This window comes from Streptococcus mitis, from assembly GCF_002096735.1.
In the GTDB taxonomy this organism is placed as follows: Bacteria; Bacillota; Bacilli; order Lactobacillales; family Streptococcaceae; genus Streptococcus; species Streptococcus mitis_CZ.
The window spans coordinates 43,558-68,882 of record NZ_NCVC01000013.1 but is presented as its reverse complement, the minus strand read 5'-3'; the positions used below and the strand labels follow the sequence as shown (position 1 = coordinate 68,882).

The following is a 25,325-nucleotide window of genomic DNA, read 5'->3' as shown; positions in this document are numbered from 1 at the left end:
TTTCCATCAAGAAAGTCAAGCCAGACAACTTATAGATTATGATTCTGTAATCTTGTCTATATGGGATTAGAACGAGAAAATCTACAGAGAATTGACAATCAAACCATTGAAAATTTTTACCAACTCTAAGATGACTCTCATCTCAACCCAAAAAGAAAAGGAGCGGATATGATATCCTACTCCTTTTTCTTGTCAGAAAATCTAATTAGAATTAGTCTTCTTTTTTCTTGCGAGCAACAATTCCAAATCCGCTCAATACTCCAAAAAGTCCAAGTGCTGCTAGGCGAGCATTGTCTTCTGTACCAGTGTTTGGAAGTTCAGCTTGTCCTGTTTGAGGTAACTCTTCCCCAGATTCTGAGTGTTGCCCCTGAGATGACTTGTCCTCTTCTTGGGCAACCGCTTCATCTTGATGAGAACCTTCTTGTTTTGTAGGTTCATCAATCTTAACAGGATTTGACTGAAGGTATTCTTGATTCTGTGGTTTCGTTACATCATCACCTATTACCTCCGTATATAAATGGGTAATAATGCCATCTTTTTCATGGGTCATTGTATATCGATATTTCTTACCATTTTTCGATATGATATCAGATTTAGGAGCCAATTTACCAATTTGAATTGGAATAAGTTCTTCATTTGATCCAATAATAATATGACGAGTAATCAATAATGGAGCTACAGGATGAATCGCTGGTTCACCTTTCTCACTTACAACTCCTTCTGGCAATTCTGGTCGTACTTCCGGTTCACCCTTCTCACTCACAATACCTTCTGGTAATTCTGGTCGTACTTCCGGTTCTCCCTTCTCACTTACAACTCCCTCTGGTAATTCTGGTCGTACTTCTGGTTCACCCTTCTCACTTACAATTCCTTCTGGTAATTCCGGCTGTACTTCTGGTTCACCTTTTTCACTAAAGTATTCTAAAAAGTCATAAATAACTGTTTTTTCATTTTCATCAACTGTACCTATTTCAGGCGCTGATGTAGCACGATGTCCTTTGTAAAAATAAGACTTACCATCTTTTTGAAGTATTGTTCCCACTTTAGGAGCAGTAGACGTATATTCATCTCCTATAGAAGCATCTTGTGTTAGTAGTTTTCCTGCTGCTATTTCAGTAGTTGTTCCTTCTAACATGTATTTTGCAAATACATTTCCACCCGTTGCTAGTTTATAGACATAGGTAATTTCAGTAGTTCCTGATGCAACTTTTCCTGTCTCAGCCGGAGAGCCAGTTTTCAGTCCTACTAGTTTATATTTTTTACCATCTTTGGTGATTTCTTGTAGTTTTACCGTTGTAGCATCATATGAAACCTCTTTGTTTGTTGTCGTTGGTGTTCCTACTACTACTTTTTGATTATCCTTATTTAAGTAATATTTAGTTTCTGTAGAAGATATCACTGCATCTTTAACAACATCTGTACTTTCTTTAATAGAAGTTCCATCCGCTAATTCATACTTAACAATGACACTACCTTTACTCTCAGTAGTTTCTGTTTCTTCCTTAGCGTAGATGTTTTTAACATTAGTTAGTTGATCACTAATATGGTAAGCACGGGTTGGTTGGTATAAGTCGTAATAATGAATTTCACTATAAATAGGCTCAGATATTGACGCATGTTGTTCATATTTCGTAGGTGCGGCAATTCTATATCGAACTCCATCTTTTTCATATTCTTTATATAATTGGCCTAATCCATATTGATATCTAGTATCTTCACTATAATATTTCGAACCAAAATAGCCAAATCTATAAGCTAAATAAGTTTTTTCTGGTTGATTAGAATCATGATCTTCACTAGGATAATAAGAATCTGTACTCTTATCTCCTAGTTTAAAATCTACATTTACTTCAAACACATTTTTTACAAAATTTGCATTTGTTGGAACTTGGTCGACATACTGAATTGCTTTATGAGCCTCTTTAAACTTCGTGACATTTGCTTTTTCACTCTCGTAGTTAGCAGTGTCTTTAAACTCTTCAATATTTCCAACAAATTTTGGTTCTACTTTATCTCGAGAATTTTTCCATCCTACTGTAATTTCTTTTTCGCCAAACATTTCTTTTAGCTTAGTTATATATTCTGTCACATCGTTATATTTTACAAACTTTCCGTTTTCTCTTATATAACCATTAAACTCCTGATGTACAGAATAAGTAGGACGATTCTTATTATCTACTGCATTTTTATTTGTTAATGTAACCTTATAGATTTCTTCCCATGTCTTTTCTTTTTCAGAGTTAGTGACATCTTCGTCTTTTAAATCTCTTAATCTCTCATCTAAAAGATTATTTAAGCCTTCCTCTAATGCTTTCTCATTAAAAAATGCACCCGCCGTATACGCTTCTTGTTCCGTTGCTGTAGAAACAGATTCTTTTAATGCTACCTCATTTTTTTCAACAACTAATATAGTATCTCCTTCCTTAATTCCACCATCAGTTGTTATATTTTCTTTTGTAAAATCTTTAGCATCATTTTCACCTTGTTTAAATGTTTCAACAGCCCAAGAATCATTGGCTGTAGTTGGTTTTGTGGCTAAAACATACTTCCCATATTTTCCTTCATCAGTTTCAGAAACTAACCAAACTCGACTACCTTCTTTAATATTGTTATAGCGAATACTTCCATCTTCATTATGCAAGTTTCCAGGATTTGCATGTACTGTAATATCATTGAAAGTTGTTTCCTTAGTAGTCCCCTCATGTTTATCTACTTCTGTATCAATCTTATGATATTTTTCTCCGTTCTTTTCTAAAACTTTATCAGCTTCTTTGATTTTACTTAAAACATCATTAGTTAAATTTGCTACATTTCCTTCATAACGTTTGCCAAAAAGTCCACGAATTTTATAATCCATAGTAGTACTAGAAAGGTGTTTATCACCAACAGGAATTTCTACATCAGATTCTTCTTTCAGCACTTCGCCTTCTTTTGTGACATAAGAAATTTTTGAATCCTTAAAGTTATCTTCTCCTTGTTTTTTTATAGTTTCCTTTTCAACTCTGTCTAAATTATATTTGGCTCTACCTTCATTCTCGCGATGATTTCTTTCATATCCATCTTCTGTCCCCGTTGCATGATAATTCAAACCATCAAACACATGCATTTTTGGCATTGTATAGCTACCAGTACCATTACTCAACGTTTCCATTTCCACATTATCTTTTGCAGGTGTTACTGTAGTTTCATTAGCTGTATTTGTAGTTTCTTCAGCCAATACCGGACTAGCTCCAACAACCATCATCCCTAATAAAACAGACGCTGCACCAATTCCTTTATATTTACGTAATGAATATTTTTGAATTGTATCTTTTTTCATAAGGTCTTTTCCCTTTTATTTCTTTCTACTCATTATAAAAAATTATACTAACTATACTAGTATATCACTCTCAGTTTCCTTTATCAAACAATTATACATAAAGGAAATTAAAAAAAATAGATAATAAGATATCCAATAAAATCTCATTATCTATTTCATTTTTAGGCGTTCATGAGTGATAAATATCTCTTAGAAACTTGTTCTTTTGAATATCGATTCACAAACTTACTTGTATTTTCTAGCTCGATTTCTTTATCAGTCTCATATAAACACTTGATAAGATGCGCTAACTCCTCTGGTGTATCATATAAGCAAATATCTGAGTTCTTAGATGCATAATATTGATGAGCAATTTCAACATTAGAAAGCAAGGGAATCAATCCAAAACTCATAGCTTCAACACAGGCATTGGCAAATAATTCCTTTTGGGAAGTTGAAATATAGCCATCATGTTCCCAATAAGGTACCTCATCTACATATCCAACAACATGAATGGTAGATGGCAAAGTCGGATACTCTTTCTTCAATTTTTCAATATCTCCACCATATAAGAATACTTCTACAGGTAGGCCTTCTTGTTCTAACTTCCTAAAGGCTTCTATAATCCATTCTACCCTTTTTACCTTACTCATATTCCCTACATAACAATAGGAACTAGGCTTTCTTCTTTGTAATACTGCTGAGGAAACTTGAGGTGCAAAAATCGGTGGCATAAATTGTGCGTGATACCCTAAATCTTGCAAGATTGATGTTAATACTTCTGAAGCTACTAAATATCTAGTTTTTCTTCTTAGATTATGAGCTGGATTTAGCAATACATTGTCATGGATATATTCCCAATAGAGACGGTTTGTATTTTCTACAAAGCGCCATAATTTGGGAGTCACCACGTTATGTTGATCTCGAATTAAGATGTCTTTCTTATCTGTAAGACTGATTAATACCTGAATCAATAAGTCTTCGTAGGTTAACCATTCTCCATCTTTATAATATAAATAATTGTCCTCCATCATATAAATGGGACTTGGTTCTTCTCTTGGCTTATAGTACCGTGCCCGCATCGCTGTCGAACCATCTCGATTTAACCATTCCAGTTCTTCTTTTTTATTTTTCTTTAAATATAATCCGGAAGTAAAATATAGAGTTTCTTCTTCTAATTCAATACTAGCCACAAATCCATTAATAACAGTCATTTTTCCATTAGGATACCTATCAATGATATCGGAAGGACGAATACTTAATTCATCATGACCAATATCTGATTGATAATGGCTTACACTCACTAATTCATCCCTTTCAAAACCTATTTGTTCATAGCCTGCCTTCCAATCTGGTCGAACTTGAGGATGGGTTAAAATATATAGATGTCCCCAACCTAAATAATCTGCAATTTTCTTTCTAGACAATTGGGATGATTCAAAGCCATATTTTCTAACCTCTCTTTGCCAGAGCCCTGGATGTATTGTAACCATTTTAGTCATAACAATCTCCTATCATATACGGTAACCTTCGCGACTCATTTATCTGTACTTGTTTGTCAGAAAGATTTACTAATCTGAATTATATCATATGAATCATACTTTTACTAGATTCTATCAATATACCTAACATCTACTTAATACCCCAATAAAAAATCCAAGCTAGTGCATGGATTTACATTTCCTAATATATATATTTATGCTACCAGCCAAGTGAAACCCTTTCAAACTGACAACCTAAGCGTCGCAATTCTTTTTGACGGTCCTCATAGTAGGGGAGGGAAATACCTGTGATGGTCACATGGGGCAGGTCTTGTAAGTGGAGGCTGACTGATGAAGTAAAATGATAGACCTGGACGAACTCGTATTCTTGAAAGAGTTGGGCTAGGACATCTTCAAAGATCAGCTCCGTCTCCAAGTAAGTCACGTTTGGAATAGTGAAGGTTTCCTTGGGATGAGGCAGATAGAGGTCAATGGCTAAGGCCTTGGCATAGGTACTAATAAAGCGGATGGAGATTTGGTCATCCTCTTCAGAGAACTTTTGACCCAACAAGACCTTAACCGTCTTACCATTTGAAACGGGTGCTTGGGGCAGGTCAAAAAAATGCTCCAGATAAACAAGCTTTTCTCTAGCTACGACATGGTAGTCGCTGCGATAGAGAGTAAAGTGCTTTTCCGTCCGCTCAATCAAGTCATCTCTAGTCAAACCCAAAGGCCCCACCTGACTGGGTTGAAGAGGGAGAGCATACATTCCCAAAGGGTAAATATCCGCATAGCCATCATCAAAACTCATGAGGTGTTGGTAGTTTGAACTAGCAACCAAGTCCAGAATCAAGCTATTGTCAAAGCTAGCATAAAAGATGGTGTCATAGTCGCCGGCCAGCTCCTGACAAATCTGAGCCAAGTCCTCTGCATCCTGAGGATAGTGAACATGGTCAAAATCCTTTGCATAATGCTCCTGACGGGCATTTTTGACAGGACTGACATAAAGTCTGACAAAGTCCTGATTAGGATAGAGTCCCTTGATATGCTGGGCAATCTTGGCCTGCAAGGGCGTTGTGGCAATGATGAGGTGTTTCATCTCTTTGATTCTCCTAGGTGGTGATGTTGCAGCAAGGTCTCAACGACTTCAAAGTCCAAGGCATCGTCGATATCATAAGAATAGAGTTTGGGCATTTCATAGGCTACTGTCTTATCTGTGTAAAAGGTCTCATCTCGTAGGTAAAGGTCCTTGCGAGAAATCCAAATACTACCGTTGGGATAGTAATAGACAGGCTCTTTCTGCCGAGCATAGTGCTTGGAAACCTGAGGCGGACGGATAAATGACGACTCCGCTAACTGCAAGTAAAGACTACGACTCTTGTCTGCCTTAACACAGGAAATCAGATGGTCGGCCCCAGACTGACAGTAGAGTTGATAGGACTCGACGAGGTGCTCCACCTCTCTCAAGGGTGAGGTCACCTGTAGATTCACAAAGACCTGCTCTTCCTCAAAGGGCTGTAAAAAGTCGTGTAAGGTTTCTAAACTAGAGGTTGTCGTCAAGGCCAATTCTTTTGGTCTGTGGACACAACGAATCTCTGGATAGACTTGTCGACAGAGTTCTAGATAGGCTAGTGAATCTGATGAGATCCAGATGTCACTAAATAGCTTGGAGGCTAGAGCGACTTCGATGGTATAGAAAACCAAAGGTTTGCCTGCTAGCGGTTTGATATTTTTATCCACTAAGCCGCGTGAACCCGAACGGATCAAAATGACGGCTATGGGCTTAGATTTTGCTTTCATATAGTCTTCCTTTAGTTTTCTATTGTATTGGACTAGTGAGAAAACTAGATTGATCAACTTACAACATCCTAGAAGTTCCTATCTAATAGTTCTCTATATATGTGAGCTACTTTTCCCAGAGAATAGCGAGAGGCTAAGGCTAGATTTTTTTCATTTAATAGATAAAAATCAGGCTGTTCCATCTCTTCTATCTTTTGAATCAACTCTGATTTGGTTTTAAACAAGTTGATGGCATTGGACTGGCTAGCATAGAGACGATGGGCAATCTCCACATCTGATAACAAAGCCAACAAACCTTGATTGAGGGCTTCAACACAGGCATTAGCAAATAACTCTGTGTAACTTGCAGACAGATAGCATTGGTGCAGATGATAAGGCACTTCGTCAACAATACCTTTAAAGTGAATGGTTGACGGAAGATCATATTGATTCTGTAATTCTGCTAGACGTTCCTCTGAGCCACCATAAAAGGTAATCTGGGCCTTGGAGCCACGTCTGTAGAGTTCGATAAAGGCTTCAATGACAAGTTCAACGTTCTTGCCTTCTCCCATATGACCCACTAGGCAATAGTCCAAAACAGGTCCGATTTTTCTTAGCTGACCTAATTTTTCTGTAAACATTGGTGGTAAAAACTTGGTATCATACCCTTGTTTCACCAAAGTATCAGTCAACACTTCACTTGCAACTAGGTATTTATTCATCTTGCGCAGATTGGCGAGGCGTAAGTCTCGCATGATATTTTCATGGACAACTTCATAGTAATTTTTGTCCGTGTTTTCCATATAACGCCAGAGGCTGGGTTTGGGAACGATTTGTTGGTCACGTATGAAGAGGTCGGTTTGTTTTGCCCATCTGGCTAGGAACTTCACTAACAAATCCTCTTCAGAACGGATTTCTCCTCCTATGCGGTAGATATATTCTGGGTAAAAGATAGTGACAGGAGAGGGTTCTTTAAAGGGATCGATAAAGCGTCCTTCAAGAGCCAATTCTCCATTTTCATGATACCAACGAAGTTCCTTTTCCTTGAAATCTTCAAACAAGAAGGGCCCCTTGGTATAGTAATATCTGCCCGAGCCATCTCCTAAGGTAACTGAAGCCACAAAACCATCTTCATTGAGTTCAACCTGATCTCCATCTGCTAGCGTTAAACTTTCTGGCTTCACTGATAAGTCTGCATGGCCTATATCTGAAAAACTATGAGGGACGCAAATCAGTTCTTTTTCTAAAAATCCTAACTTGATTAAATCTTTCTTCCAGTCAGGACGAAGCTGAGGGCTCGATACAAGGTGAACATATTCCAAACCCAGATGTCGTGCTATACGGGCTCGATAGACCTGAGTACTCTCAAAGCCATAGCGATGGATTTCCTTGGCTGGATGGATGCTGACAATTCTCGACATGATGTAGACTCTTTCTCTCTTATTTTCTGCTTACAAAGGAAAAACCACCCTCACAAAAAGGCGAGGGTGGTTCATCCGTTACAATGCTTGGGGATTTCCTAGCAAGTTCCCCCTCAAAAGGACTTTATGCTATTCTATCACAAAGACTGACCATCTGCAAGATGGACTGCCTTAGACAGGATAGCTTGGGGGAGTTTTCTGATTATTTATAAATCGATTCTCTGAAATCATCTGTGCTACGTAGGTAGGCATTGTAGATTTTTTGTTTACAACTTTCAAGAAAATGGAGAAGGTAAACTAGCCTTCCCCATTTTAAGGTTATATCATTTTGCAACTTTGTTGTAAAAAGCTATTGAAACAGACTATTTGTTCATTAGTTGCCTAGTTCACCCATTCACCGTTGCCATTTACTTTATAACCGTCTGGTGTTGTTGTGCTAACTGCCAAAGCTCCAGAGCCATATGCATAATACCAGTATTGGCCAACTTTAAACCAACCTGTCTTCATGATACCAGACGCATCAAGATAGTACCAGACTCCATTTTCTTTGAGCCAGCCTGTCTTCATAGCTCCTGAGCCATCAAAGTAGAACCATCTATTTCCGTCTGTACCCCAGCCTGTAAACATAGCACCTGAGCTACTCAAGTAATACCAGCTACCATCTACTTTTACAAATCCAGTTTGCATGACACCTAGGTCATCCAAGTAGTACCATTTACCACCCGTTTTCACCCAGCCCGTCTTCAGATCACCAGACTCATAGAAATACCATTTTCCATTAGATTGCACCCAACCAGATTGGTCTGAACTAGAAGTTCTAAATTCTTTCAGCGCTTTTTCTACAACGACTGCTTTACTTTTAACTGTTGAAAGGTTTGAGGAGGTCACTTCTGTATACTGAATAGCAGGACCATATCCACCAGCCAATTCCTCTGAAGAAGCATCATCACCTAAAGCTAGAGAAATCGTTGCTACTTTCTGAGAACTAGCTGAATTTCTAAAGGCCGCGAGCCCCACATATGTAAATTTAGAATTGATCAAAGCCTCATAATAACCTGTAAATTCTTTAGATGTTTCACCCTTCTTTTTCGCTACATAATTCGCCTTCTCAGCATGCCAGTTTTCAATTGCTTTTAGAAAACCTTCATAGTTCACATCTAAAGCTTCTCCTCTTATACTATTACTAGATGGAAAAGCAGTCCAGATTTCTTTCGTAGAAAGACGCTCAGGTTTCAGAGTTACTGACACCTCAGTAGCTCGTACAAAAGCAGTTTTCTCAAGATCAGTAGACCATTTGATAGGGACATACTTATCTACCAAACCTTCATCAGCTGCTTCCTTACGAATCTTATTAATCGCATCCAAAATAGTTTGTTTATTTGGGGTTAAAAATTCTCCCTTAATCCCAACCAAAACATTGCCACTAGAAGGATTTAGCACTTCTGAGCTCAAGACATTTTCATTTCTACCATCTGCAGATTGTGTTGCCACCAATCTGTCATTGGCAAAAACATCATTTGTCAAAACTGCTCCAGCTAAAGTCAAAGCCAAGGCGCTAGCAAATACAATTTTCTTCATTTTTTCTCCTTTTATCCTTTAGATAGGACAGGTATTTTCAATATTAAATTATATCATATTTTCCTATTCTTTGCCCATTTCTACTAATGTTATAAGGTAAATACTATTCCCCAAAAAGTAGAAATTCCTATCCTTTTATTTCACAACAAGCTCATAACGTGTCTTGCTTGTAAAGGTTTGACCGGCTTTAAGAATGACTTGGTCTTTGAGGTCACTGTGAATAGCATCTGGTAAAGCTTGCGCTTCAAGAGCAATCCCATTGTGCTGAATCATGGGTTTGCCAGCCACAAGTACACTCTCATCCACAAAGTTTGCTGTGTAGACCACAAAGCAAGGAGCCTCTGTCTTGAAAAGCAGGAAGCGACCTGAGTTTTGGTCATAAAGGAATCCAGCATTGTCATGGCCTGCAGGAAGGGAAAATGGATGATCTAAGCCAGATACCAGCTGGATTTGCTCATCTTCTTCTGCAAAGATATCCTTCAACAAAGCTCCATTGTAGATGTGTTTAACCACATCACGAGTAGCATCTGGAGTTTTGACAGGAACACCGTCGGGAGCGATTGGATAAATGCCCTCTGTGTTTAGTTGGAAGACATGACGGTCAATCGTCTGCGTGAAATCACCAGACAAGTTGAAGTAGCTGTGATTAGTTGGATTGACCAGCGTATCCTGATCGGTCGTTACCTTGTAGCTGATTTCATAGGCACCAGTTTCTTCTAAGTGGTAACTGATCCAAATCTTGAGATTTCCAGGAAATCCTCCTGTCCCATCTGTACGCTCTGTGTAGAGGGTCAAGCCATGATCGCTCACCTCAACTAGTTCAAACAAGCTGGAATCCCAACCTGTTGAGCCACTGTGGTTGCAGTTGCTAGCATTGTTGACTTCAAGGTCATAGGTCTTACCATTGAGCTCAAATGTCGCACCTGCAATACGGCCTGCCACAGGACCTACGCTAGCTCCATGCTTAGGACTATTGCCTACATAGCTATCAAAGTCATCAAAGCCCAAAATAACATTGACAAAATTTCCAGCCTTATCAGGTGTGACGTAGCGCAAGATGATCGCACCATAAGTCATAACCTCAAGCTGGTAGCCACCGTCCGTCTCAAATCGATAGGCCAAAACATCTTGTCCCTCAACATTTCCAAATACACGCTCTGTGTATGCTTTCATTCTCTTCTCCTTTTACTATTTCTCTCAAGCAAACAAACCATAGAAAGCCGACTGACAATCTATGGTTTATCTGATAATTTACAAATCCTCTTGTCAAGAATTCATAAATACTGTATTACTTTTGGTATTCGTGGATGATAACACCTTGTACCACACGGTTTACTGTACCAGTAGGTGATGGTGTGTCTGGTTTATTTTCTACCTTGAGTGAAGTCAATAGGGCAAAGAGTTGGGCATAAACGATGTAAGGGAAGACACGGTAAATATCATTCAAGACACCGCCACAACCAAGGGCCACTTCTTTGACATTTTCAAGACCAAAGGATTGATCACTCAAAAGCACAACACGGCGAGCAATCTGGTCACCAGCAACTTCACGAACCAAGTCCAAGTCGTACTTACGAGTGTAGTCTGTCGTTGTACCAAAGACTAAAACAACTGTATCTTCGTTGATAAGAGATTTTGGACCGTGACGGAAGCCGACTGGGCTTTCATACATGGTCGCCACTTGGCCAGCAGTCAGTTCCAAAATCTTAAGCTGAGCTTCATGAGCAAGTCCAAAGAAAGGACCAGCGCCTAGATAGATGACACGGTTAAAGTCTAGGTCAACAAGTTCTTTGACATCTTCTGCATTGTCTAGAATTTTACGGGCAAGACTAGATACAACTTCAAAACGTTCAGCTTTAACAGCAAATTCTGTAGGATCAAAGACCAAGAGAGCTGTCAACATCATAGACGTAAAGCTAGAAGTCATGGCAAATCCAGCATCATTAGAAGCAGCTGGTTGCAAAAGCAAGAGATTGCGGTCATCTCCATGGGCTTGAAGAGCCAACTTACCGTCCGCTGCACAAGTAATCGTCACTTGGTAAAGCTCATCCACCAAGGCCTTGGCCAAATCAACAGTCGCCACACTTTCAGGCGAGTTCCCACTACGAGCAAAGGATACAAGTACAGTTGTCACATCTTTTTTCAAATAAGTTTCTGGATTGGCAACGATATCTGTTGTCGCAATAGCATTGAAATTCCATTTGCGTTCGTCATAGACTTCCTTAAAGTAAGGTATCAAGGTATCTCCCACATAAGCAGAAGTCCCAGCACCTGTCAAGATAACCTTGATATAGTCATGTTTATCAGCAATCCCTTGTAGGAAGGCTGCAATTTCTTCACGTTTTGCTTGATAAGATTCAAAAGCTTCTTTCCATACATCAGGCTGTTGGTAGATTTCACGTGTAGTGATTTCTGCACCCAATTCAATCAAGTCTTCTTTTGTATAATGTAACATTGAGTTCCTCTTTTTCTATTAAATATGGGAATGGGAGTAAGCCCCATTCCCATGTATATTCTATATAAGATGCTCTAACGATTTTCACGTTTTCACATCGTATACTCAATGAAAATCAAAGAGCAAACTAGGAAACTAGCCGCAGGCTGCTCAAAGCACTGCTTTGAGGTTGTAGATAGAACTGACGAAGTCAGTAACATATACCTACGGCAAGGCGACACTAGTATGGTTTAAAGAGATTTTCGAAGAGTATTATTCATCTTCATCATCATCGAAGCCCGCTAATAAATCATTGACTTTAACGATGCTTTCTGCAGCACGGTTCTTATAGTCCGCATCTGCACCTGTAAGGCTCGCATTGATAAATTCAATCACCATTGGAAGATTCATTCCTGCATAAAGTTCGATGTCACGACCTTCCATGATCAAACGACTGACCACGTTACATGGTGTTCCACCGAGAAGATCCGCAAAGACTAGGAAATCATCCAATCCTTCAATAGCAGCTTCAAATTTCGCAGTAAATTCTTCTGGACCATCTTCTGGAAGAAGAGCCACTGCATGAATATTGTCTTGTGGACCCATGATCATTTCAGTGCTACCTTTAAGTTCTTCACAGAAGCGACCATGACTCACCAAAATTAATGATTTAGCCATAAATTATGCGCCCATTCCAAGTACAAATTTACCAAAGGCAGAAAGACCTACTGCAAGAGCGATAATGATACCGATAGCTTTAGTAGAGGTCATACCTTTCTTACCAAGCAACCAGAAGATAAAGGCAGTAAAGATTGCTGGAAGCAAACGTGGGAAGATTTGGTTCAAGATGTCTTGGAAATCAATCATCTTTTCACCGATTGGCAACTTGTAAGAAATTTCAAAGTTGATCATTGTTGCTACAAGAGCACCCATCATGAAGACACCAAGTACAGATGCAGCGTCAATCAAAGCTGTCAAGGTACTTTGCATATTGTTGATAAGGTTAACCCCTTCTTTGTAGGCAAATTCCAACTGTTTCCAACGGAAGATATCATACGCTACTGCAACTGCAATCCAAAGGAAGATACCCCAAGGTTGACCAGCGATAGCCATAGTTGCTGCGATAGATCCCATGATCGCAGGTACAAGTGAACCAAAGATTGTATCTCCAAGAGGAGCGAATGGTCCCATCAAACCTGTCTTGATACCATTAACGGCGTCTTTTGAACCCACACCATCTTTTTCTTCCATGGCAAGGTCAAAACCAGCGATAATGGTGTGGAAGAATGGTGAAGTATTGAAGAATTGAGTATGAACTTTCATCATTTCTTTCAATTCAGGAGTTCCATCCCCATACATTTTACGCAATTGAGGCAAGATCATGTAAAGGTAACCAGAAGCTTGCATACGTTCGTAGTTCCAACCCAATTGGAAAGTAAACAAGCTACGTTTGTTGATTTGATTAAAATCTTCTTTTGTAAGTTTGTAATTAGAATTCGTCATCTTCGATTTCCCCACTTTCTGATGGTGTAGAAGGTTCTGCTACAGCTACTTTTTGGCTATTTTTGAAGTGAAGCACTGCAAGGAAGATACCTACGATAGAGATACCAATCATAGACAAACCTTTGAAGTTGTTCACGAAACCAATTTTTTCAGCAACATCTTTCGGTAGAGTACCTACGATACCAGCAACAGCGCCACCAAGACCTGTTACATATGAGTAAAGAACAGTCAACATAGCTGTCAAACCAAATCCCATTGCAAGGTAGTGAAGGTTACGTTTAACTGGAAGGTAACGAAGCAAGATTGCAAATCCAAGACCTGGAAGCATACGTCCTGCAAGTGTCAAACCATCTGCAACCCACTGGTATTTTGTAACGAAGTCTACTACGTGTTGTACAAATTCACCACCAAATGCAAGCGCGAAGAAGACTGGAAGGGCACGAGATAAAGCCCAAGGAATCGCACCAAGTAGGTAGTTACGTTCAATACCTTTGTAATCAAAGCGTTCGATTGCCGCATCCACACGGTGAGCAAAGAAGGTAGTAGTCATACGACCAAGAACGTCGAAGTAAGTCAAGAGAGCTGCTACTGGCACAGCGATTGTTGTGATCGCAAGTGCTGTATCAATTCCTTGTGAAACAGAGAAGGCTGTCGCAAGAACCGCACCAGAAGTTGCGTCGATACGAGAAGCACCACCGAAGGTACCAACCCCAAGAACGAACAGTTGCAAGTTACCACCGATAAGCAGACCAGTAGTCACATCTCCCATAATCAAACCAGTAATGAAACCAGCAAATACAGGGGAACCTGCAGATGAAACGATCGTCAACTCATCACAGATTTGATAAGCTGAGTACAAAGTGAGAAGTAAAATTTGCCACCATTGTATCATAACAATGACCTCCTAAAAATTTTTTCCTATTTTAATAAGCTCAAAAAGTCTGAAATTGGATCATTTGGAACCATTTGAGCAGTAAGTTTAACACCTTTTTCTGCCAATTTGTGGAAGTCTTCCACATCCTTGTCTACTACGTTGATAGAACGTGTGACGGGGCGAGTTTCTGGTGTTTGAGACATATTCCCAACATTAAGGGTTTCAATTGGTACACCTGCTTCAACCAAACCAAGGAAGCGGTCTGGTTTACGAGCCACGATAAAGAGACGTTGGCTATCGTATTTTCCAGCAAGAATATTGGCTGCCGCTTTCTCAATTGGCAAAATACTCAACTTCACACCTGGTGGTGTTGCAAGTTTCAAACCACTCTTTTCAACGTCGTTGTTGACAACTTCGTCATCTACAACCATGATACGTGAAACATTTAGTTTTCCAGCCCATAGATTGGCTACTTGTCCGTGGATCAAACGTCCATCGATACGGCATCCTACAATTGTCATAAGTTTTCCCCCTTTATGTGTTTTAGTGTAGGTTTACGAGTTAAATGAATCTCTTCTTTATATTGGCCCTCTGTTTCAAAGATGATGATACGATTGGCACCTTCCTTGAGATAGCTATGAGGGATATAAAGCGAGAGGGTTGGGCCGACGTTCCAAAAACGTCCTAGATTCTGCCCGTTTACAAAGGCAACTCCCTTACCAAACTCAGACAAGTCTAGGTAAGTATCTTTTGGCTCTTGGACTGTAAAGTCATAAGCGTAAAAGGCTGGTTGTCCTTCTGTCCATCCTTTTGAAAAATCAATTTTCTCAGGATTGTCTAGTGGGAGTGGATAGTGTTTCCAGTTTAGTAAGAAGTGCAAATCCTTACAAACCCCTGTCCGAATTCCCTTACGTTGCGTATCCGCTAAGAACTTGTGTCCATAGTTGACACGTCCCATATTTTCTACCAAGATATCTAACCTAGATAGCGCTTTCTTTTTACCTTGATAAAAAATATCTTCCCCAATCTCTGTCTGATATTGGGTTTCGACCCACTGACCATCGACATAAAGCTGAGCCCTATCTCGACCATCAATGATACGAAGTCTTTCTTCTTCTGCATCCCAGTTTGTTTCTGTTCGATAGAGTAGATAGCCATAGCTTTGTCCCAACTCCTCCATCTTTTTAGGATAGAGGCTTTCTACTGGACTTGACAAGCTATCTAAGGTTTCAAACAAAGAAACTTTTTCAACTAGTGGAATCGCGTCCAACTCCATACTCTCTTTGTAGAGGGGTTCCAACTGCGGATACTCTGGGAAATGTGTTGCCATCATCTTCTTGACTGCCAGATATTTGGCAGTTGGATTTCCTTCCTCATCTAGAAGGGCATCGTAATCATAAGATGTAACTTGTGGCAAATCCAAGGTTCCTCGAGCCGAACAACCATTCATGAAGCCAAAGTTTGTACCACCGTGGAACATGTAGAGATTGATAGAGCCTTGTTCCAAAACTTCTCGAACTGCATCTGCCAACTCTTTGGGATCCCGTGTGATAATCGGTTCCTTCCAACGATTGAACCAACCATCCCAGAACTCCATACACATGAGCGGCCATTTCTTACCATGCTCATCAAAGAATTCCTGCATCTGTGAAAAGTTATAAGGTGCCTTAGAACCAAAGTTGCCTGTTACAAAGAGGTCATCTTCGATTAAGGTTCCAGCTTTCAGAGTAGCTCTCCATGGACCATCTGATGTAAAGAGAGGACAGGTTACGCAACGCTCTTCCATCAACTGTCGAATTGCTCTCAGATAAGCCTTATCTTCTCCATAAGAACCATACTCATTTTCAACCTGCATCATGATGATATTGCCACCCTTGTCCAACAAATGTGGCACCAATCGTGACAAGAGCTGGTCATAGTAGCGACCGATAGCTTCAATATAAGCAGGATCTGAGGAACGAAGTCTCATATTCTTTGTTAAGAGCCAGGCTGGTAAGCCACCGAATTCCCACTCCGCACAGATGAAGGGTGACGGACGAACGATAGCGTAGAGACCCAAATCTTGTGCTGTCTGAAGAAATCGCTCCAAATCCAGAGCTCCTTCAAAGTGAAACTCACCCTCACGAGGCTCGTGTAAATTCCAGGCCACATAAGTCTCTACTGTATTAAAACCAAGAGCCTTCAAGTTATAGAGCGAATGATACCAATCTTCTGGAGGAACCCTAAAATAATGAATGGCGCCAGATAAAATCTTAAATGATTTTCCATCGAGATAAAAATCATCCCGTATCTCAAATCGTGTCATATTCTTACCTTCTGACAATAAAGTTTACGCTTTCATTTGTTGATATAGTAAATATATCTCAATATCTTACATTTGTCAATAGGTTTTCACAATTTTTTTCATTTTTCACTAAATTTTACACAAAAAACTTATAAAAATCTTGTAATCTATAGTCATAACAACATTTTAGCACCATGTATAAAAATGTAGGTTTTTCTATTTATTCCTATGTAAATTAACCTTATAGCCTATTATTCTAATTTTTTTATTCAAAAGGCTACTATTCTTTCCAGTTTTATGGTAAAATCTTTAACGGAGAAGGAAAATCGAGGTGAAAATATGGCAATTCCAAAGTATCAATATATTAAAGATGAGTTAAAGAACAAAATCATTTCTGGTCAATTTGCCAGTGGAGATAAATTCTACACTGAAGCTGAATTGATTGCAATGTATGATGTTAGTTCTATCACAGTTGTTCGCGCTTTAAACGACCTTGCCAAGGATGGCTATATTGTCCGTCAACAAGGAAAGGGTACATTCGTTTCACGCGCACGCAAACACAAACTCGTAGAGTTTTCAGATGTAGAAGTTTTTGAAACTAAAGATGATAAAGTTACCGTCCTTTCTATTGAGCGTGGAAATAAACTAAGCTACTTAGAAAAACTTGGACTACGCGGAGATCAGTTCTACTACAAGATTGAACGCGTTCGCGAAACAGGTGGTGTTGTGTACATCTACCATACATCTTACATCCCAGAACAATACATCAACGCAAATTATCCAAATCTTGAATATTATAGCTCTATCTATAACCGTTTCAAATTGGATTACCACATTCACATGAATGATGAACATTTTGAAGAAATCAATGAAATAGCATTTCCAACTCCAGAACATGCGGCTTCAATCCTCGGAGTCGATGAACAATTCCCAACCGTTTTACAAACCAAGACTACTAAACTAGAGTCTACTGGTCAAGTTCTTGCATACAGCGAAACATATAAACGCGCAGATTACTACAAAATCAAATTCATTTCATGTGACCGTGATCACTAAGAAGAAAGCCTAAGCCTTGCTTGGGCTTTTTCTATACTTATTATACCATACCAAAAAGGTAGCGCTTACCTAATTTTGGAAGATTCTATAATTTGTGGAATATTTTATAGAAATAGGACTAAAAAAATTCTACTAAGTATATATATGTTTCTTTTCCGACCGATCTGAAATCTTAAGCTTAAATTTTATATTTTTTTATACTTATTATAGTTTTTTATCATCTCCTCTTGACTCTTGTTAATATAAGAAATAAAATAAGGGTGTTGTTTTATGTAAACGCTATCAATATAAAATACAATCAGGAGGTTTTGCAATGAAACAAGAAAAACAACAACGTTTTTCCATTCGTAAATATGCTGTAGGAGCAGCTTCTGTTCTAATTGGATTTGCCTTCCAAGCACAGGCTGTTGCAGCCGATGGAGTTACTCCTACTACAGAAAACCAACCGACCATCCATACGGTTTCCGATTCCCCTCAACCATCCGAAAATCGGACTGAGGAAACACCTAAAGCAGAGCTTCAACCAGAAGCTCCAAAAACTGTAGAAACAGAAGCTCCAGCTACTGATAAGGTAGCTAGTCTTCCAAAAACAGAGGAAAAACCACAAGAGGAAGTTAGTTCAACTCCTAGTGATGAAGAAGAAGAAGTGGTAACTCCAACTTCTGTTGAAAAAGAAGCTGCCGATAAAAAGGCAGAAGAAGCTAGCCCTAAAAAGGAAGAGCAGAAAGAGTCTAATTCTAAAGAGTCGGATACAGACAAGACTGATAAGTCAGAAGCTGACAAGGATAAACCAGCAACAGAGGCAGAAAAGGAACGTGCTGCAACTGAAAATGAAAAATTAGCTAAACGAAAAATCGTTTCAATTGATGCCGGACGTAAATATTTCTCACCTGAGCAGCTCAAAGAAATTATCGACAAAGCTAAAGAATATGGTTACACAGATCTTCATCTCTTGGTAGGTAACGATGGACTCCGTTTCATGTTGGATGATATGTCTATGAAAGTGGGCGATAAAACCTACTCTAGTGATGATGTCAAACGCGCCATTGAAAATGGAACAAATGCTTATTACAATGATCCAAATGGTAACCATCTCACTGAAAGTCAGATGACAGATTTGATTAATTATGCCAAAGATAAAGGAATTGGAGTAATTCCAACTGTCAATAGTCCTGGACATATGGATGCTATGCTCCATGCTATGAAAGAACTTGGCATTGAGAATCCTAACTTTGATTATTTTGGTAAAAAATCGGAACGAACTGTTGACTTAAATAATAAACAAGCAGTCGATTTTACAAAAACTCTGATTGACAAATACGCTAACTACTTCTCTAACAAATCTGAAATTTTCAATATTGGACTAGATGAATATGCTAATGATGCGACAGATGCTAAAGGTTGGAGTGTGCTTCAAGCTGATAAATATTATCCAAATGAAGGTTACCCTGAAAAAGGATATGAAAAATTCATCTCTTACGCTAATGACCTCGCTCGTATTGTAAAATCTCACGGTCTCAAACCAATGGCCTTTAACGACGGTATCTACTACAATAGCGACACAAGCTTTGGTAGTTTTGACAAAGACATCATCGTTTCTATGTGGACTGGTGGTTGGGGGGGCTACGACGTTGCTTCTTCTAAACTACTAGCTGAAAAAGGTCACCAAATCCTTAATACCAATGATGCTTGGTACTACGTTCTTGGACGAAACGCTGACGGCCAAGGTTGGTACAATCTCGATCAGGGGCTCAATGGTATTAAAAACACACCAATCACTTCTGTACCAAAAACAGAAGGAGCTGATGTGCCAATCATCGGTGGTATGGTAGCTGCTTGGGCCGATACCCCATCTGCACGTTATTCACCATCTCGCCTCTTCAAACTTATGCGTCATTTTGCAAATGCCAACGCTGAATACTTCGCAGCCAACTATGAACCTGCAGAAAAAGCACTAGAAACTATTCCAAAAGACTCTAACCGTTATACAGCTGAAAGTTTTGCTGCTGTAAAAGAAGCTGAAAAAGCCATCCGTTCACTCGATAGCAACCTCAGCCGTGCTCAACAAGACACGATTGATCAAGCAATCGTAAACCTTCAAGAAGCTATTAAAAACTTGGCCTTAACCCCTGAAGCACAAAAAGAAGAGGATGCTAAACGCGAACTTGAAAAACTGAATAAGAATAAAGTCATTTCCATCGATGCAGGTCGCAAATACTTCTCTCTAGATCAACTCAAACGCATCGTAGACAAGGCGAGTGAGCTCGGCTACTCTGATGCCCATCTCCTTCTAGGAAATGATGGCCTTCGCTTCCTACTCGATGATATGACCATTACTGCCAACGGAAAAACCTATGCTAGTGATGACGTTAAAAAAGCTATTATCGAAGGAACTAAAGCTTACTACGACGATCCAAACGGTACTGCACTGACACAGGCAGAAGTGACAGAACTTGCTAAATACGCTAAGGAAAAAGGTATTGGTCTGATTCCAGCTATCAATAGTCCAGGACATATGGACGCTATGCTGGTTGCCATGGAAAAACTTGGCATCACAAATCCTCAAGCCAACTTTGATAAGGTTTCAAAAACAACCATGGACCTTGAAAATCAAGAAGCAGTTGGATTTACTAAAGCCCTTATCGGTAAGTACATGGATTACTTTGCTGATAAATCAAAGATTTTCAACTATGGTACTGACGAATACGCTAACGATGCGACCAACGCCCAAGGTTGGTACTACCTCAAATGGTATGGACTCTATAACAAGTTCGCAGATTATTCTAACAGCCTAGCTGCTATGGCCAAGGAAAGAGGGCTACAACCAATGGCCTTCAACGATGGTTTCTATTATGAAGACAAGGACGATGCTGAATTTGATAAAGATGTCCTGATTTCTTACTGGTCTAAAGGCTGGTGGGGTTACAACCTTGCTTCACCTCAATACCTAGCAAGTAAAGGTTATAAATTCTTGAATACCAACGGTGACTGGTACTACATTCTCGGTCAAAAACCAGAAGATGGTGGTGGTTTCCTCAAAAAAGCTATTGAGAATACTGGAAAAACACCATTCAATCAACTAGCTTCTACCAAATATCCTGAAGTAGACCTTCCAACAGTTGGAAGTATGCTTTCAATCTGGGCAGATAGACCAAGTGCTGAGTACAAGGAAGAGGAAATCTTTGAACTCATGACTGCCTTTGCAGACCACAACAAAGACTACTTCCGTGCTAATTATAATGCTCTCCGCGAAGAATTAGCTAAAATTCCTACAAACTTAGACGGATACAGCACAGAGAGCCTAGCTGCACTCAAGGCAGCAAAAGATGGACTGAACCTTAACCTCAACCGCAGCAAACAAGCTGAATTAGACGCACTAGTAGGTAAGCTCAAGGCCGCTCTTCAAGGTCTCAAACCAGCTGCAACTCATTCAGGAAGCCTAGATGAAAATGAACTAGCTGCTAACGTTGAAACCAAGCCTGAACTAGTTGTGAAGACAGAAAGTATTCCGTTTAAAATCATTCGAAAAGAGAATCCGAATCTCCCAGCAGGCCAAGAAAAAGTTGTCAAAGCTGGAGTTCTAGGTGAACGCACTTCTTACGTATCTGTTCTTACTGAAAATGGAAAGGCTAGTGAAACCGTTCTAGATAGTCAAGTAACCAAAGAACCTGTCGATCAAATTGTGGAATTCGGAGCACCAATTACACATGTCGGCGATGAGAATGGCCTTGCTCCAATCGCAGAAGAAAAACCTAGACTAGACATTCCTAAGGAAGAGCCTAGCCGAACAGAAACTCCTTTCAAAGTAGTTGTTGAAAGCGGGCCTAAGGCTGAATCTAACTCTGCTAACGGAATCACTCATCAATTAGCAGATGGCAAAAATAGTAAACCTGGATGGAAATTAATTGAAAGCAAATGGTATTACTATGATCATGCAGATAAAGTGAAGACCGGTTGGGTTAAAGACGGAGCATGGTACTACTTAGATGAAACTGGTGTTATGCAAACTGGTTGGCAGAAAGTGAATGGTACATGGTATTATCTTGATAACTCAGGTGCTATGCAAACTGGTTGGATCGATCAAGGTGGATCATGGTACTATCTCAACGACTCAGGTGCCATGCAAACCGGCTGGGTCAACCAAGGAGATACATGGTATTATCTTGACAATTCAGGTACAATGAAAACCGGTTGGTTCCAAGTTGGAGATAAATGGTATTATTCATACCCTTCAGGAGCCTTAGCTGTCAACACAACAATTGATGGCTACGCTGTAAATGCCAATGGTGAATGGGTCTAATATCAATACTCATAAAGAAGATTCTGATAGAAAAGGAGTCAAAAAAGCGAGATGAAAATCTCGCTTTTTATATTCAATATTTGTGAATTAGTAACCTAGTCCAAGACGTTCAAAGATATCGTCCACTCGTTTAGTGTAATAAAGAGGGTTGAATATTTCATCGATTTCTTCTTGTGTGAGTCGTGATGTCACCTCTGGATCTGCCTCAAGAAGCGGTTTAAAATCTACTTGGTTGTCCCAAGAGTAGGCCGTTTTTGGTTGCACCAAGTCATAGGCTTGCTCACGGGTCATTCCTTTTTCAATCAAGGTCAACATAGCACGTTGGCTGAAAATCAAACCGAAAGTTGAGTTCATGTTGCGGATCATATTTTCTGGGAAGACTGTCAAATTCTTGACAATATTTCCAAAACGGTTGAGCATGTAGTCAATCAAGATAGTCGTATCTGGTGTGATAATGCGCTCAGCTGATGAGTGAGAGATATCACGTTCGTGCCAGAGAGCGACGTTTTCATAGGCTGTAATCATATGACCACGGATAACACGCGCAAGACCTGTCATGTTCTCAGAACCGATAGGATTGCGTTTGTGAGGCATTGCTGAAGACCCTTTTTGCCCTTTGGCAAAGAATTCTTCTACTTCTCGTTGTTCTGATTTTTGCAGACCACGGATTTCAGTCGCCATACGCTCGATAGAAGTTGCGATGCTAGCAAGAACCGCAAAGTACTCGGCGTGAAGGTCACGAGGAAGGACCTGTGTAGAGATTTCTTGGGCACGGATACCCAATTTATCGCAGACGTATTGCTCTACGAATGGTGGGATGTTGGCAAAGTTACCAACCGCACCAGAAATCTTACCAGCTTCCACACCAGCAGCCGCATGCTCGAAACGCTCGATGTTGCGCTTCATTTCGCTATACCAAGTCGCCAATTTCAGACCAAAGGTTGTAGGTTCAGCGTGCACACCGTGGGTACGACCCATCATGATAGTAAACTTGTGCTCCTTAGCCTTATCAGCGATGATGTTGGTGAAATTTTCAAGGTCACGACGAATGATGTCGTTGGCCTGCTTGTAGAGGTAACCGTAAGCCGTATCCACCACATCAGTTGATGTCAAGCCATAGTGAACCCACTTACGCTCTTCACCAAGAGTCTCAGAAACCGCACGCGTGAAAGCAACCACATCATGACGCGTCTCCTGCTCGATTTCCAAAATACGGTCGATGTCAAAGTCCGCCTTCTCGCGGATCAAAGCCACATCTTCCTTAGGGATTTCCCCCAACTCAGCCCATGCCTCGTCAGCCAAGATTTCCACCTCAAGCCAAGCACGGTATTTATTTTCTTCACTCCAAATGTTCGCCATCTCAGGGCGAGAGTAACGGTCGATCATGTTTATGATACCAAGGACGACCAGAAAGCGACTGAATTTTAGGAACCCAACGCAGGATGTTTACATCCAAGGCGGGGTATCTAAATTCCAAGCTTTCCGTCCGGGTTCAAATTTGCGGAACCTGGAGTCCTTCCCTTTCTTGTTTTCATTTTTCTAGTTTAAATTTTAAGGAAGTCCGTAGCCCAATTCAGTTTTTGTGAATACGAGTACTCATTTTCCTTTCTTTTCTATTTATTAAAGATGGGATGTTAGAACTCCAATAATGAAACCTGACATCCTTTCTTATTATTTTATATGGGAATAAATATTTACATATATCTATAATTTTGATAAAGGAATAGATTGATAGCTATCTTCCTGCTTAATTATCATTCTATCTCTAGGATCATTGGTAACAAACTTAGCTTGAACAACTTCTTTGTTCAAGCTGTTAAAGCTCATGCTGTGTTCTGATGGACTAATTTTTTTATAGTTTTCAATTGTTTGAAATTCAGATATATAAGAAAATAAATTGAACAAAGTCATAGGAATATATGGATTAGCTTGTATCTGAGTTACATAATATATGTTTTTCCGATCAATAAAAAAATTCCCCAACTCTTTATAAATAATAAATTGATCAATATTCAAATCAAACCACGATTTATTTAATTCCTCATTGCCCTTTAGAATCATTTCATCATAAATTGATTTCAACATCCTACCAAAAAAATTAGAGAAAAAATCAGCCATTCTTCCTAAAGTACATTTTTCAGAATCAAATGGTAATACTTCTTTGAAGCCAAATTCTTTCGCCGCTTTGACAGTTTTATCTTCTTCATCAATATTAAGGACAACTGATGAAAGTGGGATATTATAATCCTCAGTAAGTATAGATTCCACCCCTAAGATTGCATACTTATAATCCCAATCATAATGAGATTCAGCATTAACCTGAGTTATTTGGTCAAAGTACTCTAAATATGTTTCAACATCATCAATTAAACCGTCAATTTTATTGTTTACTGTATTATCTAAAATCAATTGCTTTAGCCCATGGATAATTCTATCCCTTTCCCCATTTTCAATATTAGATAATAATTCTTGTGTTTTATACCTATAGAAAATTTCCAACAAAGTACCTTGGAATTTCCTATGTTTCGGATACATATCAGATGAGATAAGATCGACTGTTCCATATTGAAATAAATAACTGATTAAAAACTCTATCTTACTTTCCAAAGTTGTTTGGAAAATTAAGTCTTTTTCATTCAAAAAAGATTTAAATAACTTTTTATATATACTACTTGTTACATTATCAAAACTTGCTATTCCATGCTTATACTGGGAATATCTTATTGATGTTCCCTTAAATTCCACAGTTTCATCGAAGTCATCTTTGTACTCTGTTTTCAATTTATTTTTAGAAAATCTTTCAAAGATAGAGTATTTATTTTCCCATTTATCAATATATTTTCGATTTCCTCCTACTACTGCTGTTACAAAAAAGTCTGATCCCCTAATAAATCCTCTAGAATCCGAGACTTCCGTATTTAATATTCCCTCTTTTATAGAGACATGGTGATCATGAAACGATTCATCATAATATAAATAATACATACACATGAATTGTATTACCTTTCATATTGTCTTTTTTATTACTACTGCTACTGAACTTAATAGTTCAATCATTCTCCCTAATAAATCATAGGAAGCGAAAGAATAACTATGAAATTAAACAACTAATCTTTAATGTTTTTCTTGCACATTTTAAGTTTTACACTCAACATAATTGTCTTCATCAATTTCATGAAGTATCATACGAGTACAATTAACATCCCTCATATATCCACATCATCCTAATATCTTACTATTAAAGAGCTCTCTTTAATTCTTATTCCGTAAATCCAAATGTGTAATCTGGGTCCATTCCATTAGAAATCCATATCTCG

General features: G+C 39.1%; 17 protein-coding genes. 2 read left to right on the top strand and 15 right to left on the bottom strand.

Annotated features, from left to right (window positions below; genetic code table 11):
- Positions 1–211 precede the first annotated feature (211 nt).
- From B7703_RS03000 to B7703_RS02935, 13 genes are all read right to left on the bottom strand, one after another.
- On the bottom strand, positions 212–3,319 hold the full coding sequence (locus tag B7703_RS03000) for a YSIRK-type signal peptide-containing protein (protein ID WP_084923571.1): 3,108 nt from the start codon (positions 3,317–3,319) through the stop codon (positions 212–214).
- Positions 3,320–3,480: 161 nt separating this feature from the next.
- Positions 3,481–4,800, bottom strand: a complete 1,320-nt coding sequence (locus B7703_RS02995) for a glycosyltransferase (RefSeq protein ID WP_084887356.1) — start codon at positions 4,798–4,800, stop codon at positions 3,481–3,483.
- Between the two features lie 199 nt (positions 4,801–4,999).
- Positions 5,000–5,878, bottom strand: a complete 879-nt coding sequence (locus B7703_RS02990) for a glycosyltransferase family 52 (protein ID WP_084923569.1) — start codon at positions 5,876–5,878, stop codon at positions 5,000–5,002.
- Complete coding sequence (locus B7703_RS02985) at positions 5,875–6,579, bottom strand: acylneuraminate cytidylyltransferase family protein (RefSeq protein WP_084923568.1); 705 nt, start codon at positions 6,577–6,579, stop codon at positions 5,875–5,877. The genes B7703_RS02990 and B7703_RS02985 overlap by 4 nt, the downstream gene beginning before the upstream one ends.
- A gap of 68 nt (positions 6,580–6,647) precedes the next feature.
- Positions 6,648–7,979 carry a glycosyltransferase gene (locus tag B7703_RS02980; RefSeq protein WP_084923566.1) on the bottom strand — a complete coding sequence of 444 codons (1,332 nt, stop codon included), beginning with the start codon at positions 7,977–7,979 and terminating at the stop codon, positions 6,648–6,650.
- 381 nt (positions 7,980–8,360) lie between these two features.
- On the bottom strand, positions 8,361–9,557 hold the full coding sequence (locus tag B7703_RS02975) for a CAP domain-containing protein (RefSeq protein WP_084923564.1): 1,197 nt from the start codon (positions 9,555–9,557) through the stop codon (positions 8,361–8,363).
- A gap of 135 nt (positions 9,558–9,692) precedes the next feature.
- The gene (locus tag B7703_RS02970; RefSeq protein ID WP_084923563.1) at positions 9,693–10,730 is read right to left on the bottom strand and encodes an aldose epimerase family protein; all 1,038 of its coding nucleotides are present in this window, start codon (positions 10,728–10,730) and stop codon (positions 9,693–9,695) included.
- Between the two features lie 115 nt (positions 10,731–10,845).
- Positions 10,846–12,012: an SIS domain-containing protein gene (locus B7703_RS02965; RefSeq protein ID WP_084887362.1), complete on the bottom strand. Its 1,167-nt coding sequence runs from the start codon at positions 12,010–12,012 to the stop codon at positions 10,846–10,848.
- A 252-nt stretch (positions 12,013–12,264) separates the two neighbouring features.
- Complete coding sequence (locus B7703_RS02955) at positions 12,265–12,669, bottom strand: PTS sugar transporter subunit IIA (protein WP_020903318.1); 405 nt, start codon at positions 12,667–12,669, stop codon at positions 12,265–12,267.
- Between the two features lie 3 nt (positions 12,670–12,672).
- The gene (locus B7703_RS02950) at positions 12,673–13,494 is read right to left on the bottom strand and encodes a PTS system mannose/fructose/sorbose family transporter subunit IID (protein WP_084923561.1); all 822 of its coding nucleotides are present in this window, start codon (positions 13,492–13,494) and stop codon (positions 12,673–12,675) included.
- The gene (locus tag B7703_RS02945; RefSeq protein ID WP_023944066.1) at positions 13,481–14,386 is read right to left on the bottom strand and encodes a PTS mannose/fructose/sorbose/N-acetylgalactosamine transporter subunit IIC; all 906 of its coding nucleotides are present in this window, start codon (positions 14,384–14,386) and stop codon (positions 13,481–13,483) included. The genes B7703_RS02950 and B7703_RS02945 overlap by 14 nt, the downstream gene beginning before the upstream one ends.
- 26 nt (positions 14,387–14,412) lie before the next feature.
- Complete coding sequence (locus B7703_RS02940) at positions 14,413–14,889, bottom strand: PTS sugar transporter subunit IIB (RefSeq protein ID WP_084923560.1); 477 nt, start codon at positions 14,887–14,889, stop codon at positions 14,413–14,415.
- The gene (locus B7703_RS02935; RefSeq protein ID WP_084923558.1) at positions 14,886–16,673 is read right to left on the bottom strand and encodes a glycoside hydrolase family 35 protein; all 1,788 of its coding nucleotides are present in this window, start codon (positions 16,671–16,673) and stop codon (positions 14,886–14,888) included. The genes B7703_RS02940 and B7703_RS02935 overlap by 4 nt, the downstream gene beginning before the upstream one ends.
- Before the next feature lie 318 nt (positions 16,674–16,991).
- On the opposite strand from B7703_RS02935, the gene B7703_RS02930 reads away from it, so the two are divergent.
- Both B7703_RS02930 and B7703_RS02925 read left to right on the top strand, forming a co-directional pair.
- Complete coding sequence (locus B7703_RS02930) at positions 16,992–17,708, top strand: GntR family transcriptional regulator (RefSeq protein WP_001007193.1); 717 nt, start codon at positions 16,992–16,994, stop codon at positions 17,706–17,708.
- Positions 17,709–18,021: 313 nt separating this feature from the next.
- Complete coding sequence (locus B7703_RS02925; RefSeq protein ID WP_084923556.1) at positions 18,022–22,008, top strand: family 20 glycosylhydrolase; 3,987 nt, start codon at positions 18,022–18,024, stop codon at positions 22,006–22,008.
- An 87-nt stretch (positions 22,009–22,095) separates the two neighbouring features.
- Here B7703_RS02925 and purB read toward each other — a convergent pair whose 3' ends face one another.
- Positions 22,096–23,394 (bottom strand): adenylosuccinate lyase, encoded by a 1,299-nt coding sequence (purB, locus tag B7703_RS02920; protein ID WP_084923555.1) that lies wholly within the window; start codon positions 23,392–23,394, stop codon positions 22,096–22,098.
- Between the two features lie 318 nt (positions 23,395–23,712).
- A complete protein-coding gene (locus B7703_RS02915) occupies positions 23,713–24,993 on the bottom strand; it encodes a hypothetical protein (RefSeq protein WP_142358188.1) in 1,281 nt (426 codons plus the stop codon).
- Positions 24,994–25,325 lie beyond the last annotated feature (332 nt).

Coding starts and splice junctions, on each gene's coding strand:
- B7703_RS02915 (WP_142358188.1), bottom strand. CDS start 24,993: ATGTATTATTTATATTATGATGAATCGTTTCATGATCACCATGTCTCT.
- B7703_RS03000 (WP_084923571.1), bottom strand. CDS start 3,319: ATGAAAAAAGATACAATTCAAAAATATTCATTACGTAAATATAAAGGA.
- B7703_RS02935 (WP_084923558.1), bottom strand. CDS start 16,673: ATGACACGATTTGAGATACGGGATGATTTTTATCTCGATGGAAAATCA.
- B7703_RS02990 (WP_084923569.1), bottom strand. CDS start 5,878: ATGAAACACCTCATCATTGCCACAACGCCCTTGCAGGCCAAGATTGCC.
- B7703_RS02930 (WP_001007193.1), top strand. CDS start 16,992: ATGGCAATTCCAAAGTATCAATATATTAAAGATGAGTTAAAGAACAAA.
- B7703_RS02980 (WP_084923566.1), bottom strand. CDS start 7,979: ATGTCGAGAATTGTCAGCATCCATCCAGCCAAGGAAATCCATCGCTAT.
- B7703_RS02925 (WP_084923556.1), top strand. CDS start 18,022: ATGAAACAAGAAAAACAACAACGTTTTTCCATTCGTAAATATGCTGTA.
- B7703_RS02955 (WP_020903318.1), bottom strand. CDS start 12,669: ATGGCTAAATCATTAATTTTGGTGAGTCATGGTCGCTTCTGTGAAGAA.
- B7703_RS02970 (WP_084923563.1), bottom strand. CDS start 10,730: ATGAAAGCATACACAGAGCGTGTATTTGGAAATGTTGAGGGACAAGAT.
- purB (WP_084923555.1), bottom strand. CDS start 23,394: ATGATCGACCGTTACTCTCGCCCTGAGATGGCGAACATTTGGAGTGAA.
- B7703_RS02950 (WP_084923561.1), bottom strand. CDS start 13,494: ATGACGAATTCTAATTACAAACTTACAAAAGAAGATTTTAATCAAATC.
- B7703_RS02940 (WP_084923560.1), bottom strand. CDS start 14,889: ATGACAATTGTAGGATGCCGTATCGATGGACGTTTGATCCACGGACAA.
- B7703_RS02985 (WP_084923568.1), bottom strand. CDS start 6,579: ATGAAAGCAAAATCTAAGCCCATAGCCGTCATTTTGATCCGTTCGGGT.
- B7703_RS02975 (WP_084923564.1), bottom strand. CDS start 9,557: ATGAAGAAAATTGTATTTGCTAGCGCCTTGGCTTTGACTTTAGCTGGA.
- B7703_RS02965 (WP_084887362.1), bottom strand. CDS start 12,012: ATGTTACATTATACAAAAGAAGACTTGATTGAATTGGGTGCAGAAATC.
- B7703_RS02945 (WP_023944066.1), bottom strand. CDS start 14,386: ATGATACAATGGTGGCAAATTTTACTTCTCACTTTGTACTCAGCTTAT.
- B7703_RS02995 (WP_084887356.1), bottom strand. CDS start 4,800: ATGACTAAAATGGTTACAATACATCCAGGGCTCTGGCAAAGAGAGGTT.